This is a genomic window from Pseudoalteromonas sp. BSi20429, assembly GCF_000238895.1.
GTDB classification, from domain to species: domain Bacteria; phylum Pseudomonadota; class Gammaproteobacteria; order Enterobacterales; family Alteromonadaceae; genus Pseudoalteromonas; species Pseudoalteromonas arctica.
On sequence record NZ_BADV01000057.1, the window covers coordinates 1 to 15,770 of the forward strand.

The window sequence follows — 15,770 nt, forward strand, 5'->3', positions numbered from 1 at the left end:
GTATGCTCGTAAAATTTATTATAGGAATTAGTATGCTTGTAAAATTTATTATAGGAATGGACCCAATTAATGTGTAAACATACATAATTACTTACTCCTTCCTTATTTTGCAATCTGAGTTGTAAATTTTATGTTTTTTAACTTAGATATGTGGAAAAAACCTTTTGAAGTAATCACTTAAACTTTATCCTGATCTTTTTAGGATAGGCAGATTATAACCAAGCTACCTGTGTGGCTTTTATGTAAATACCTACTACTGCCTGCATTTAATTTGTTTGAAAAATTCAGTTTAGAACTATTGGGTACACATGTCAGATTATAAGTTTGGTTATATTATTTTGTAATTTGGCCTACATCGTGTTTAACCTGATTTATTGAGCTAGCCAGCTGCAAATCATAAATAAACTTTCTTTGATATGTCGTAAAAAATGTTCATTATCATTTTTATACTCGAAAAGAGCATCGACTGATGAGTGTTTGTTTAATGAGAGGAAATTATGAACTCAATTGTGAAGGTAGTGCTTGAACATTTGGTTATTAACTGGCCAACATTATTCCTTAATACTTGTTCTAATAATATTGAAACCATCTCTTTATTTACTAATTTGGTAACATTCACTTGAGTATCACATTAACCGGTAAATCAAAGTTAAAACATCCAAAATTATCAGATAAGCTACATGTATCTGATACGGCCTTAACTGTTAATATTGAATGTACTTAAGAAGAGTTGCCCCCTATTAAGTGTAATGCTGGATACCCTCTATATTCATATTTACAGATACTTTTGCCGGGAGCCTCTACAATGATTATCGCTAGAAATAGAACAACTAAAGTTTATGGTTACTCAGAATAAATAAGCTATGAATTATAAATCACGACAAACACTTAAAAAACTTATTGCCATCAAATCAACCACTTGATTTCACTAAGAGATACATAATATATAATATTTTTGTAAAACATACGTTATTGAAATACGATAAAACACCAACTAAATACAAAGTTACCACGTTAACAAGGTTTGGCAGATAGTCGAAATTCAATGAAATAATGTAGCCTGGAGGAGGGGTAAGTTTAATAGCAAATAGTTTACTTAATATAGATAACCTGTCCGCATTATTATTAGTACTAACACGTCAAGATTTCAAACATAAGTTAAAGTATTGCAATTAAACTTAGTAGTAAAATTAGTTCCTATCTTGGTAAATATTTCCTCTTTTGTTAATTTCTCTCATTGCCTCTTGGTTTTTTTTGCGTCTTTCTTCTGCCAACTCTTTTGACATGCATGTACGCTTTTTAATATTACTACCTGTCACCGCTATTTTTTCGCATACCATATTTTCATTACTGCTTAGAGAGTCTTCACTCAGTGAACTACAACCAGATAGAAATAGTAAACTTGAAATGATTATTACGATTAGCTTTTTCATTTTATTCCCTTAAAGTAAAAGCGCTAATATTATAAATATTAGCGCTTTATTATTGTTTTTCTGAACTCTAGAACTTAGCGTTAAGAGTCAAGAATATATGACGACCAGTTGTATTGTAAGTACGAGGGTCTGTATTATCGTTAAACCCTGTTGCTGCATACGGAGGATCTTCATCAAATACGTTATTAATACCAACAGTAGCTGTGTAGTTATCAAGGAAGTAACTAAAGCGAACATTGTGTATTACTTGTGAGTCAACGGTTCTAATAACATCATAAGAATCAAGAGTACCACCGATATTTACGGCTTCAGTTCTAAATGAAGAGTTAACATCAGCTAAATCATCTGGGTCAATATTTGTAAAGTTTTCTTCAACTTCACCAATGTAACGCAATGCATAAGTTGCAGACCAATTCTCTTGAGCTAACGATACATTGAAGTTAGTTTTCCACTCAGGGAAGTTACCATCACCACTATTTCGGCGGTAGTAGCCAGCATTTTGAAGTGTTGAACCGTCGGCTTGAGTTATTGTGTAGTCGTCATAGTAAGTTGCATCTAAACTTGCTGATAATGAACCAATTGACGTATCAGTTGTATAAGCAACATTAAAGTCGTAACCAGATGACTCTACACCACCAACATTTATGTTTCTGTTATCAATGTCACTTGAGTTACCAGCTAAAATACCTGATGTATAACGAGTTATTTGATCACAGTATGTACCGCTTTCAGCACACTTGTTTAAAATTAACTGCTCGCCTACAGAGCTAATTGCATTTTCCAGCTCGATATCCCAGTAATCGATTGTGAAAGATAAACCATCAACAAACTCAGGGCTATAAACTACACCAACTGTAAATATATCAGCTTCTTCTGGTTGCAACTCTGGGTTACCACCAAGAGTAGAAGATAATTGGTCACCAATAGGTTCAAAACCAGCTGCTGGTACGCCGTCAGCTATACAGAATGATGTAGGGTTAGTAGCACACGGGTCCGAAACTTCAGGGCTATTATCTGATGCGCCAGAGAATAAATCAGAAGTTGAAGGTGCTCTAAATGCAGTAGATGATGTTCCTCGGAACATAAGGCCGTCCATAGGAGACCATTTAATTCCTACTTTATGGTTTGTAGTATCGCCAAAAGTATCATAATCAGAATAACGAATTGCTAAATCTAGCTCTAACACTTTTGCAAAAGGTGCGTCATATAATAGCGGTACATTAAACTCAGCATAAGCCTCATCTACAGTGTAGCTGCCTGATGTTTCTTGACGGCTAGATCCAGATGTAATTCCTAATGCTATTAGTGCATCAGGGAAATCACCACCTTTCTCTTCACGATGTTCTAAACCAAATGCCATACCTAAACTACCTGCTGGTAATTCAAATGCACTACCAAATACACTACCACTAATAATTTGCTGTTCGTTTGAACCAAAATCGTGAGCTTCAAACGAAATAAAATCTAACATTTCTTGAGTAACTTGAGTATCAGTTCCTGGGATACCAAATACATTTAATGATGTACAACCAGCGATAGGATCATCTACAGTTCCACATACAATGCTACCGTCAACGTCTTGGAATGAAGGACCTACGGCTTGTGAAACTTTTTCAAAGTTTACGCCGCCAGCTCGTTTAGTTGTAGAATCACTTGAACCAAAGATGTATGAAACTTCATAACCCCAATCGTCATTGATATCGCCTTCAAAACCAACTACTGCGCGAACTGTATCTACGCGAAATTGAGTATCTCGACCGCCAGTTTCAACCATACGACGGCGCCAATCAGAAATCTCAACTGAGTCACCATTTCTGTCTTTAGGACCAAATTGTTGGTTATAGTAGTTATCTGCAGAATAATTTGCATTTGTCACACCAAAGAACGCAAGTGGTGCTAGAGGTAATGGAGCAAGCTTAGTATCTGAAATACGGCGGTTTAAACTAACTTCTGAAAAGAAACGAACATGATCAGAAAACTCATAGTTACTCTGAACAAATACGCCATATCGCTCAGCCGGAGTTAAGTGAAAGTTTACAGGCGCAAAGTTGTAAGTATCTTTATCCCAATCCCAACAATCATAACCAGTTGGATTAGAAAAATCGCTTGGATCTGATTGACCAGGACCATTAGCTGCACCGTGAGTAAAAGAAGAACAATCTTCACCAGCTACTGAACCATCAATACCGTTGTAACGACCCCATGGTGGAGCTGAAGAACCACCTTTAGAAAGCTCACCTGTATGATCCATGTCTAAAGAAAATTTAGACCAGTCTCTATCACCAGAAGACTGAGAACCCTGCTGAACGTAATATGCACTAGCTACCACGCTGCCTTTATCGCTTGTTAAACCTACAGTAAAATCGTAGCTTTTAGTTTCGCCATCACCGCCATGTGTCGAAGCATCGTAACTTGCTGTAGCTTCAAAACCTTCAAAATCATCACGTGTAATAACGTTAACTACACCGCCAATAGCATCTGAACCGTAAATTGCAGAAGCACCGTCTTTTAGAATTTCAACTCGCTTGATAATTGCTGTAGGGATTGTACTTAAATCTACAGAAGAGTTTGCACCGCTACCCGACGCAACCATTCTACGGCCATTTAATAATACTAGCGTTCTTGAAGAACCCAAACCGCGTAAAGATACACGCACCGCGCCTGAGCCACCATTATTAACAGAAGCATTAGTACCCGCACCAGCAACTGAAGGAATTTCTTGAAGAATGTCACCTACGTTACCAATACCTGAAGCAATTAGGTCATCGCGTGTTAATATTTGTACTGGATTCGCACCTTCCATATCAGTTCTTTTGATACGTGAACCAGTTACTTCAATTCTTTCTACTTTATCGGCGCCTTCGGCTGCCATTGTATTACCTGAAAATACAGCTGTTGAAGCTGCACCAAATGCAAGTGCGACACGCACTGCTTTAGCTACTTGATTGTTTAACATTTGATTCTCCCTGGTGTCACTACTTTATAGTAGTAATCATTATTTAATTATTTTAGTTACATAAGATTAACAGTAACTAAAGCAAATAATAAACAAAAACAACCAAAAAGCCAACAAAAAGTTAACAAATCTTTGCGGAAAAAGAAATATTTGCGAATATAATAATTAAAATCGCAATAAACTAGAATAAATAAGATGTGGACAGTATGAAAACACAGATATGTTGCTATTTATGGTGTTATTAAAAAAGTTTCTCTTGTAAATTTAACCCAAAAGAAACACTTGAGTGCGAAACAAGATCAACCATTTCAATTAATGGTACAATCTGTTTTTCTACATAAATTGCATAGTCATAGCTATGAAAGCCTTGATACAGTTCAACTCCAGCAGTTGTGTAAACAAATGTAACAAATTCACCTCTATTGACCGTAAATTCGCTATTTTTTTTCTGGTGTTTTTTAACTGCTTGAACATGAGGGGGGATATTTTTCTTATAATCGATTAAGTTTTGACCTAATCTCTTTTTAAAAATGAGTAAATGATCAAAATCACCTTGGTATAACTTTGTTGTATAGTCTTTAACAAGGTCATTTATATTTAAATTTCCATCAAAAAGACTAGTAAATAGGTCGAACTGGAATTGTTGAGCAAGTTTAGTCCAATCACTTCTTACTGTTTCTAATCCTTTAAATACTAGTTTTGATTCGTTTGGTTTAATTAATTTACCGACATAGCGCTTTTTAGAGCCAACTAGCTTTCCCCTTATGGTTGGCAAAAAGAAAGGGCTATAAAGAGATTCAAATTCTATTTCTAAATGACTTGTTAAGTTGTGCGTTTGTTTAATCTCGTTAATCCAATCTGTAGTTATCTTTTTAGCTAAAAACACGCCAATTTCATTACACTCGTCGTGGGTTAAATCATCATCCAACTTAATAAATGTAGAATCGGTATCACCATAAATAACGCTATAACCAAGCTCTTCTATCCATTTTTTAGTTTGTAGCATTATTTCGTGCCCTCTTAATGTAATAGAGCTAGATAACCTGGGATCGTAAAACCTGCACCCTTTTGAGCCTAAAACACCATATAAGCTATTCATTATTATTTTTATTGCTTGAGAAAGCATTTGATCTTGATTGTCTTTGGCGAGCTGCCTTTGGGACGCTAAGCTTTTAACAAGTAAAGGTAAGTGATGCTTGTCTCGCGAGAATAGGGCTTTATTAAAACCCTGCACACTTTGGTTTGGATTTTTTAAACCTTCTATCAGTCCGAGTGGATCAATGTAGAAAGTTTGCATAATACTGGGGTACAAGCTTTTAAAATCTAAAACAATGACATTTTTATAAAGCCCAGGAATAGACTCCATTACATAACCGCCTGGGCTTTCAAATGTAAGTCCATGATCGCCCATATTAGGGGCAACATAACCGCTGCGATGCAGTAGTGGTAAATACATATTAATAAAAGCAGCGACAGAGCCGCCCTTTTTTTCAAGCTCTAATCCTGTGAGCTTTGTTCTTATAATAGAAAAATCGAGTAGCTTTAATTTATCAAAAATTTTATTTACCAAAATACAATCTTGTCGATTATATTTTGCTAAAGAAAGCTTATCTTCATTAAATTGCCTAATAATTTCCTGCAGACTATTAGCCGTGTCGATTAATTTGGACTCACCCAACACTTGATTTGAAACATTAGCTAAAGAAAAACTCTCAAAGCTATATGTACCATTTTTTAAAGTGTCTATTCCATCAACCACACATCGCCCAGGGATCGATACTCGAGTAAAGTGTCCTTTGCGAACATATAAAGGTTGATCTCCCCTACCCAGTAATAACTTAATGCCTAGTGCTTCAGCTCTTTCATGAATAACCGGAAAATCGAACTCAATTACATTCCACCCAATTATGACATCAGGATCGCTAAGCTTAATAAAATGCTCTACCCCCCTTAACAGCTCAGCCTCATCTACACACCAAATAATATCAAACTCTAGGTTTTCAGCTTCTCTATCTGGCTCGCCAATCATTAAAACACAGTCTAAATTACAGCCCACAAGTCCAACAGAAAACAAAACGCCACTTTCGTTACATTCAATGTCTAACGACAGCTTATTAAGAGTTGGGGAATACTCATCATTTGCTTTTAATTTTGCCTCTGTTACTAATGTATAACCATTTTGATAAAAAACATTACCCGTTACCCAAGCACCTCCTTTTATAAAGCGCTCCATTAAATAGCGCTCTATTGGTCGAATATCTTCTTCAAATAATACAACTCCACGTTGCTTTAAAGCTTTAGCAGCAGAATAAAAATGCTTTAGTGATTTGAAGTAACAGGCCGACATATCTTCTTGCTGAAAGTTTTTTAACTCAAGACTTTTAATATTAAAGATAAGTGACTCAGCTGCTAATATTTTATGCGCTATTTCAGCATCTTTACTTTTGATAAAAAACAGCGCATTTTCGTTAGCTGATACTGTTTTTATAGGCCCTTTATCACTACAAAACCACGCTTCGTAGCAGATGCCGTTAGCAGTATCATAAGCATGAGAAGAAACAATAAAACCGGCTGTTAAGTACATTATTACTAAACCTTATTCATATATATGTAAGTTTTTACTTAATTCAAAATGCTTTAAAGCCATACATTCAACCTAAATAAACACTCAGATACTTTATTTGCTAAATTAATCTCATCACTTCTTGTAGTTACACTCTTATAACTCTAAAATCCATAGCACTGTAATTATATACATACTTTAGGTAAATCATCCCATGCTTTCTGACTCACTAAAAAAAACAATTAGGCAAGTACACCAGCATGTGGCTAGTAACCTAAACGATTATCGCCCTCGTAGCAGTCAAAACTACCTTGTAGCCGAAATAGCAAAAACGCTTGCTGGCGAATACCATAAAAAGCAGCGCATTTGCGTAATTGAAGCAGGCACCGGTACAGGTAAGTCTCTTGCCTATTGTTTAGGCGCATTACCGCTTGCCTTAGCGCAAAAAAAGAAGCTAGTTATTTCTACCGCAACGGTTGCACTGCAAGAACAATTAATAGCAAAAGAACTCCCATTTTTTAAAAAGCATTCAGGCCTCGACTTTAAATTTGATTTAGTAAAAGGTCGCCATCGTTATATTTGTGCCCACAAATTACATAATGCTGTAAACGGCGATAGCCAAACACAAATGGACTTTATGCCAACGCTTACTTCACCATTGAGCGCAATGGAAACCAAGTGTTTGAATGAGCTATATAACGCCTATGTGAATAAAAAATGGCAAGGCGATAGAGACAGTTGGGCCGATACCGTACCCGACAGAGTATGGAATTTAATAGCGTGCGATAAACATTCATGCCAACGCCAAATGAAGGCCCATCAAACATGTCCGTTTCAGCTTGCTCGTAATCAATTAATGCAAATGGATGTACTGGTAATTAATCACTCTTTATTACTTGCTGATTTAGACCTAGGCGGCGGTAAAATTTTACCAGAGCCCGACAACACCATTTATGTAATTGATGAAGCGCACCATTTAGCACATATAACACGCGACTTTTCATCGGCTGCTGCAACAATTAAAGGCACGATAGAGTGGCTTGATAAGCTCACCAAGTTTAGCGGGAAAATGGCGAAGGTTTTAGTGGGGCAAAGAGCTATTGGGCAAAACTTTAAACTTTGCGACAGTATTAACGACGCGAATAAAGATTTAAAAGTAGTTCGCGATATTCTTGATAATGCCGACTTTGAATACTCAAAAGACGATACTTATCGCTTTGAACACGGTGAAATTCCACAATCGCTGCACAGTAAAGCAAAAGATATAAGCGAAGCCACGCAAGATGCGCTGCGCTGTTTAAACAAAATGCACGACACCCTTACCCAAGATGTAAGTGATGGCGACATAAAACCTTACGTTGCCGACCCAATACTAGGCGAAAGCGGGCAATATATAAACCGATTAGAGCAGCTAAACAAACTATGGTTTAGTTACGCAAAAAAAGGCGAAGGTGCTCCTCATGCACGGTGGATAAAACGCCTTGAATACAAAAGCCATCACGACCACTTATTAAGCGACTGCCCTATCGAGGTCGGTTATTACTTAAAAGATAAATTATGGCGAGAATGCGCGGGCGCTGTTTTGTGCTCTGCTACATTAAGTGCACTTGGCTCGTTTGATCACTTTGCTTACGAAACAGGGCTTGCTAAAGAAGAAGGCGTTAAATTTATTAAAGTACCTTCTCCTTTTGATTACCCAAAACAAGCCACTTTACGTATTCCGGTATCTAAAGTAGAACCTACCGATAAAGACTTTAGTGATCACCTAGCTAAAACTTTACCAGAGTACCTAAATGATAAAAAAGCGAACCTTGTACTATTCGCTTCTTACTGGCAAATGGACCACGTAACAAAGTTTCTTAGAACAAAAGGTTTTAACTTATTAGTACAAGGTGAGATGTCGCGAGAAGCGTTGCTTAAATTACACACTAAAAATGTAGACGAAGGCAAAGGCAGTATTTTATTTGGAACACAAAGCCTTTCGGAAGGTCTTGATTTACCTGGTAAATATTTAGAGAACTTAATAATTACTAAAATCCCGTTTGCTGTACCTACTTCGCCTATAGAAGAAGCGCAAGCAGAATTTGTACAAAGCAAAGGCGGCAACCCGTTTTTAACGATTACCGTGCCAGACGCCGCAAAGAAATTGGTACAAAGCTGTGGTAGACTGCTGCGAAAAGAGAGTGATGAAGGCTGTATTACTATTCTCGATAGGCGCTTAGTTACTAAGCGATACGGTAAAGCCATGCTCGACACCCTACCACCTTTTAAAAGACAAATAGATTATTAATGTTTGAACTCGCACTCGATCCAACAACTTGGGCTGTTTTATGTGCTGTTGCACTTGCCGCAGGTTTTATAGACGCTATCGCCGGTGGCGGTGGCATGTTAACTGTGCCCGCTTTATTAACTGCAGGCTTACCTCCGCATTTAACACTAGGCACCAATAAACTAGCAGCAAGTTTTGGCTCGTTAACGGCAAGCTATACATACTATAAAAAGAACTTATTTAGTCCTAAGTTTTGGGCAGCCTCTATTATTGCTACCGCAATAGGTGCATTGATAGGTACTGTTATTGTTGATCATTTAAGTATCGATTTTTTAAACAAACTACTCCCCATTATTATTATTTTAGTTGCCGCTTATAGCTTATTTGGTAATTTAAGTACCACAGAAGGCGATAAGCTCCCTAAACTAAACAAAGCGATGAAAATAAAACAATGGCTACAGGGTTTAGCATTAGGCTTTTTTGATGGTTTAGCAGGCCCAGGTACGGGGACATTTTGGACCGCTTCTAATGGCATGCTTTATAAAATGAACTTGCTACTCAATTGTGGTTTAGCGCGTTCAATGAACTTTGTTTCTAACTTTATATCGCTCATCACCTTTGTAGCACTCGGACATGTAAACTTTTTACTTGGCATAACAATGGGCTTTTTTATTATGCTAGGCGCATGGTTTGGAGCACATTCAGCAATACGTTTTGGTAGTAAATTTATTCGCCCTGTATTTAATACTATGGTTATACTTTTAGCTTTAAAACTAATTTACGAGGCTTACTTTTAATATGCATTCAATGGCTTTAGATAAACTACGTCAACAAGTTGCAACGCTAAAACAACAAGCTGAGCAATTTGATAAAGCTAAACTTTTTTCTAAAAATCGCTACATGCAGGCGCAACCTAGCTTGTTTGACCGCGCAGTTTTTAGTACAAAAAGCATGAATCTAGTCGATTACGTAATAGAAATAGAAGACGAAGTGTCAAGATTACCGCCAAGTGAGCATCGCCATGCTTATACCTACGCGCTTGAACGTATAGGAGCTCAGGTACAAGCTGTATTCAACGTTATTAAATCAACGCCTATTTGGGTTAAAGAAAACAAAAGCCATTATAAACCACGCCCTAAGCAAACCGTTTATAAGCAAGCGGTACAAAAAATAATGCAATCATCGCACGAGCTTTACGACGAATTAAAACAAAACCATGAGTTTGAACGCCGTTTAGTGCTCATGATTGAAGAGCGTAAAATGCAAATGGATAAAGCATCGCCAGCTAAAGCACAAAAGCTTAACCTTGAAATATTAAGCACACACGCTCGATTAGGCCGCTGCAGAAAAGCAATTTCTGCCACCGAGGACAAAATACAACAAGTAGAAAAACAGCAGCTGCGTTAAGCCGAACTTTACTATGCAGCTTTATTATCATCCATTGTATTCAGACCTTATCCTTGCAGAACGTCATCGATTCCCTATTCAAAAGTATAAGTTACTTAAAACCGAAATAGAAAATCTAGGTGTTTCGGCTATTCACTTTCAAGAGCCTAAAAAAGTAACCGTATCTCAACTTGCGCTATGTCATAGCCAACGTTATATAGATGACTTTTTAAATGGGACTCTAGGTGATAAAGCGATTAAAAAGATGGGATTTCCCTATTCGCAACAACTTGTAGAGCGTACTCTTTTATCAATTGGCGGGAGTATTCAAGCTGCAGAAGCGGCTTTTAGTCACGATCTAACCTTCAATTTAAGCGGTGGTTATCATCATTCTCATAGTGATTTTGGCAGTGGCTTTTGTATTTTTAATGATTTAGCTATTGCAGCAGCACATTTAATAAATACAGAGCAAGCCGACACTGTTTTAATTTTTGATTGCGACGTACACCAAGGCGATGGCACAGCACAAATCACTCAAAACCATAACCAAATTATTACCTGCTCAATTCATTGTGAACAAAATTTTCCTCGTAATAAGCAAGAGTCCACTTACGATTTTGCATTGCCCGCTAAAACAGCCGACGATGAGTACCTTGCTACATTAAAGCAAGCACTCGATTTTTGCGTGCGCATACATAACCCTGATATTATTTTGTATAATGCAGGCGCTGATATTTACACTAAAGACGAGTTAGGCTTGTTTAATATATCGCTCAATGGCGTATATGAGCGCGACTTGTTTGTTCTCAACTTCTGTAAGCAACATCAAACCCCACTAATGTGCGCTTTAGGTGGCGGTTATCAGCGTAATTTGAGTTCACTAATTAATGTTCATAAACAACTATTTAAAGCCGCTATCGATTTATAGTAAGCCTTAGTATAGACTCAGTTAAACGGATTATTTTAAAGCGGTGGGAATATGCGATTACACGAAGACATACACAACTATTACGAAAAGATTGTAGTTGAAGAAATCATCAAACTTAAACTTGATGAAAAATATGATGAAGATGTAATGGCTGACTTTTGTTGTACGGTACTAAATCAGCTCCCGCCACGATATATTCGCTACGATGTAGATATGGCGTTTTATTTACCGCAATCAGAACGCATACATATGGAACAACGTGTGCAAACAGCAATAAATGTCGCCATTAGCCAAATATCAAAAAAGAAAGAGTTAAATGACAAGTCCACTTGATCAAGCCCCTACACATATTAAACTTGCAGTAGATTTAATTATGATACTAGAGCAACACGATGTTGCTCCAGAAGAGGTCTTAAAAGCACTCGATATTGTTAAAAGCGACTTTGAAAAAAAGCTAGAAAAGCCATAACTCTATTCTATTATTTGTATGTCGTGCTCGGTAACGCTACCTTCGTGCTTAGTGCAATCAATTTTAACTTCACCAAATGTACGCCTAGGCGAAGTTGAACGACGACAGGTCATATTTTGTGCTTTAACGCCAAATTGCGTTATATACAACGCAACTGTTTCGTCTATTTGTTGTTTTTGCTGCGTAGTCGCTGCACTGTAAAATACATCGTATTGCGCAGACCAATTTTCAACCCCCGCTTCTTTTGCAACGCCTAGCCAGCCCATTCCGAGTTTAGTAGATTGCTCCAAGTATTGGCCTTTCAAAAACATAAACGCCAACGTGTATTGTGCACTTTTATAGCCTAGCCCAGCAGGCTCTTTTAAATAATTGAAAGCGGCCTCAAACTGTCCTTTTCGATACGCTTTAATACCATTGTATTCATTCTTTTTCATGGTGGTATCACTGTAAAGGTTGATTGAGCTTGAATTACATCCACCCAAAAAAGTGATAAATACCATAGAAACTACTGAGAACGTTTTCATTCTTATCCTTAATTTATTATTTTTATATGCCAGTTCCGAATATGGCTTACACTTTTTATAAACCCTGTTATTCTAAAAACCAATCAGCATAATTAAAATACTATCATGACCTTAGCAAGCTTACTGCGATTATTTTTTCTGGCCGCTATTTGGGGCGCTTCTTTTTTATTTATGCGAATGGCAGCAAACAGCTTGGGGCCTGCGGTATTAATTGAGCTTAGAGTTGGCTTTGCCGCAGTTACTTTATTTATTGTTGCTTTGTATTTAAAACGCCGCTTAGCGTTTATCCAACATAAAAAACACTTTTTTATTATAGGCGCGTTTAATTCTGCTCTTCCGTTTTTATTTTTTGCTTACGCAGCTCAAACTATAAGCGCATCCACACTCTCAATTTTAAATTCGACAACACCAATATGGGGTGTTGTAGTTGGAGTCTTATGGACGAAAACAAAGCCCAATAAAAGTATGGTGCTTGGTTTACTACTTGGCTTAATAGGCGTTGCAATACTCGTTGGGCAAAATCATTTTGTATTAAATAGCCAATCTATAATGGCTATAATAGCAGCATTAAGTGCATCACTTTGCTATGCTATTGCATCGCATTACACTAAAAATGCGCCTAAACTGGCCCCATTCGATAATGCCCATGGCTCAATGTGGGCTTCGAGCTTTATGGTATTACCGCTTATCTTATTTATGCCAATTCGAGAAATACCAAGCACCAACATTATGCTAGGTGTATTAGTACTGGGCGTAGTATGTACCGCCCTTGCTTATATTTTATTTTTTAAATTAATCGACGATATTGGCCCAACCTCAGCACTCACGGTTACTTTTTTAATTCCATTATTTGGCATATTTTGGGGGCATTTATTTTTAGATGAGCAAATAGGGCCAAATACATTACTAGGCGCACTATTTGTAATTGTAGGCACTATGCTGGTTACTGGTTTCTTACCACGAAAAAAGCACTTAGCTAAAACAAGCTAAGTGCTTTAAATTGCATACTACTTCTTGCGTTAAGATTTACTGCTTATTCACTAATTTGGGATTGCTGAATAAGTAACAATAACTCAGCAGTAGCCGTTGCATCAGCAAGTGCGCGGTGATGGCTGGTTAAATTTAAATTAAAATGCGTACTAAGGTTACCAAGCGAATACGACTTTAAGCCTTTAAACGCTTTGCGCGATTCAACCACGGTGCACATTTTTGGCATTTTAAAAAAGTGCCCTGCCATCTCGCATTCTTTTTTAATAAAGCCATAGTCAAAATTAACGTTATGGGCTACAAAAATACTGCCTGCGAGTTTATCTAATAGCGGCTTGGCTATATCGGCAAATACAGGCGCGTTGCGTACCATGCTATCGCTTATGCCAGTTAGTGACGTTATAAATCCAGGTATATGACGCTCGGGGTTAACTAAGTTTGTCCAAGTATCAATTACTTTACCGTGCTGTACTTTAACTATGCCAATTTCGGTAATCCGGTTACCGCCTTTTAAGCCGCCCGTGGTTTCTATATCAACTACGCTGTAAACACGGTTTGGGTCTACAAACCATTTAACCGCGGCAATGTGTACTGTAAAGCCCACATTTTTTAAGTTATCAATGGTGGTTAATTGGTTGCGCCTAAGTTTGTCGCCCGGTGCTTTTACTTCTTCAAAATGTACTTTGCTATTATTGATAACCATTAAGTCGGGGTAGCCGTCTTTTAGTTGTAAATAATGCTTACTCATATTGGTTAAGTGAGTAATTAATGCATCAAGTGGGCTATTTAAAATGAGTGCTTCTAACGGCTGTAGTAGCTCTTTATGCCATTTAAATAAACCATTAGGTTGCTCAAAGTATCGCGCTGCATTTTTACACACTAAATTAAGTAATGCTTGCGACGTTTGGCACTGCGCTAAACGCTCATCTATTTGTGCCTGTTGCGCTTCATAAAAATTACCAAGCCTTAATACTTGCGGATAAATATCAAACTCATTGCATGGCGGATAAGGCGACTCCACAAATAACTCATGCCAAAATACTAAACCAAACAAACTTTGCCAAAGCGTGTTTTCGGTATTAAATACAGCCATACCTTGGCGAGTATAATAATCGTTTACGCCCTGCTCTACTTCACCTCGGTACAGCTCATCTATTTCTAGCACGCATTGGGTGTCGGCAAGCATGGCACTTAAACGCGAACGTGTTTTTTTATTAAACTTACGCATTAAAAAATCGTCAGCAAAATAAAGTAAATCATCAGTAAGTGGATTTTCGATAATGGCTTCTAATCGAGCTTTTACCCACTCTTTATTGCCAAGCCTGTATTGCTCTCTTATTTGAATTTCTTGTGCTTCGCTATCATCCACACACCCTTCTAGTAAGCTAAAAGCAAGTTCGCTATCAACTGTTTTTAGCTGCCTATAAAGCCTAACTAATAATCTATTTTTTAATACAACGGCAATGGCACCATGTGTAGCTTGCACTAAAACCTGCGACGCTAAAGCAGCATAGTCGCTCTCATCTGTAATGTTTTTAAATGCTAACCGGTAACGGTTTAGTAAATAGTTTGATTGCGCTTCTTCAAGTGTTTCAAAGCGTGACAAGCTCTCGCTGTGTCCTTCGCGTGTAGCGGTTAAGCCTAAGTCTCGCATTACAAAACGATTTTGATGATTTACATCGCCGCTGCTTAGTTTGCCTGCAAATAAAAACTCAAAATACTCGTAGTAATCACTGCGGTTATTAATTACATACTGGCTATAAAGTGGCGCAAGCTCTTGTGGGCATGCTTTAAAAAACTCTCGCGCAATATCCACCAGCGCGCCTTTAGCGGCGCTTTTTTTAAAGCTTATTTGCTCACTGTAATTACTTAGCAACTCAACCAAAGAAGGCTTAGTTAAGTGCGCTAAAAGCTGCGAATAATGCTGCTCGTTTGGCTCAAATAAAATACCCGCTTTTTTTAGCGTATAAATAGCCTGATGCGGCGAGGTTATTTCTTCATAATTAAGCGATTGCGCCTGCACCAAATAAGGCTTTCGCGAGTACACACGCGCCAACATGCACTGGCTTTGCTCATCTAGCTGATTAATTTTACTAATAAATTCACTATGTTTAGGCTCAAGTAAATGCATACATTTACTTGTTACAAACTCAATAAGCTCTTTAAAATGCGCTAAATAGTATTTTGCTGGTAATTCTTTTTTCATAATATCGCCACAACTGTATATAAAAACAGTATCTAGCATTTGCGCTTAT

12 protein-coding genes are annotated in these 15,770 nt (G+C 37.5%); 7 read left to right on the forward strand and 5 right to left on the reverse strand.

Going from position 1 to position 15,770, the window contains the following annotated elements:
• Positions 1-1,190: 1,190 nt before the first annotated feature.
• From P20429_RS19610 to P20429_RS08145, 3 genes are all read right to left on the reverse strand, one after another.
• Positions 1,191-1,433 carry a hypothetical protein gene (locus P20429_RS19610; protein WP_024593662.1) on the reverse strand — a complete coding sequence of 81 codons (243 nt, stop codon included), beginning with the start codon at positions 1,431-1,433 and terminating at the stop codon, positions 1,191-1,193.
• A 67-nt stretch (positions 1,434-1,500) separates the two neighbouring features.
• Positions 1,501-4,389, reverse strand: coding sequence for a TonB-dependent siderophore receptor (locus tag P20429_RS08150; protein ID WP_007584034.1), 2,889 nt, complete (start codon positions 4,387-4,389; stop codon positions 1,501-1,503).
• 241 nt (positions 4,390-4,630) lie between these two features.
• Positions 4,631-6,973 carry a DNA polymerase II gene (locus P20429_RS08145; RefSeq protein ID WP_007584035.1) on the reverse strand — a complete coding sequence of 781 codons (2,343 nt, stop codon included), beginning with the start codon at positions 6,971-6,973 and terminating at the stop codon, positions 4,631-4,633.
• A 193-nt stretch (positions 6,974-7,166) separates the two neighbouring features.
• Between P20429_RS08145 and dinG the strand changes: the two genes are divergently transcribed.
• From dinG to P20429_RS20360, 6 genes are read left to right on the forward strand one after another with little or no spacing between them, the layout of a single operon-like run.
• Positions 7,167-9,242 carry an ATP-dependent DNA helicase DinG gene (gene dinG / locus P20429_RS08140; RefSeq protein ID WP_007584036.1) on the forward strand — a complete coding sequence of 692 codons (2,076 nt, stop codon included), beginning with the start codon at positions 7,167-7,169 and terminating at the stop codon, positions 9,240-9,242.
• A complete protein-coding gene (locus P20429_RS08135; RefSeq protein WP_007584037.1) occupies positions 9,242-10,018 on the forward strand; it encodes a TSUP family transporter in 777 nt (258 codons plus the stop codon). The genes dinG and P20429_RS08135 overlap by 1 nt, the downstream gene beginning before the upstream one ends.
• A gap of 1 nt (position 10,019) precedes the next feature.
• A complete protein-coding gene (locus tag P20429_RS08130) occupies positions 10,020-10,628 on the forward strand; it encodes a primosomal replication protein (RefSeq protein WP_007584039.1) in 609 nt (202 codons plus the stop codon).
• Positions 10,629-10,641: 13 nt separating this feature from the next.
• A complete protein-coding gene (locus P20429_RS08125) occupies positions 10,642-11,535 on the forward strand; it encodes a histone deacetylase (RefSeq protein WP_007584041.1) in 894 nt (297 codons plus the stop codon).
• Positions 11,536-11,586: 51 nt separating this feature from the next.
• Positions 11,587-11,868, forward strand: a complete 282-nt coding sequence (locus P20429_RS08120) for a late competence development ComFB family protein (protein WP_007584043.1) — start codon at positions 11,587-11,589, stop codon at positions 11,866-11,868.
• On the forward strand, positions 11,852-12,004 hold the full coding sequence (locus P20429_RS20360; protein WP_007584045.1) for a DUF2496 domain-containing protein: 153 nt from the start codon (positions 11,852-11,854) through the stop codon (positions 12,002-12,004). Before P20429_RS08120 ends, P20429_RS20360 begins: the two co-directional genes overlap by 17 nt.
• Before the next feature lie 2 nt (positions 12,005-12,006).
• On the opposite strand, the gene P20429_RS08115 is transcribed toward P20429_RS20360, so the two are convergent.
• Complete coding sequence (locus tag P20429_RS08115; RefSeq protein ID WP_007584047.1) at positions 12,007-12,528, reverse strand: sel1 repeat family protein; 522 nt, start codon at positions 12,526-12,528, stop codon at positions 12,007-12,009.
• Positions 12,529-12,633: 105 nt separating this feature from the next.
• On the opposite strand from P20429_RS08115, the gene P20429_RS08110 reads away from it, so the two are divergent.
• Positions 12,634-13,518: a DMT family transporter gene (locus tag P20429_RS08110; RefSeq protein ID WP_007584048.1), complete on the forward strand. Its 885-nt coding sequence runs from the start codon at positions 12,634-12,636 to the stop codon at positions 13,516-13,518.
• Between the two features lie 43 nt (positions 13,519-13,561).
• Here P20429_RS08110 and P20429_RS08105 read toward each other — a convergent pair whose 3' ends face one another.
• Positions 13,562-15,760, reverse strand: a complete 2,199-nt coding sequence (locus P20429_RS08105; RefSeq protein ID WP_007584049.1) for an exonuclease domain-containing protein — start codon at positions 15,758-15,760, stop codon at positions 13,562-13,564.
• Positions 15,761-15,770 lie beyond the last annotated feature (10 nt).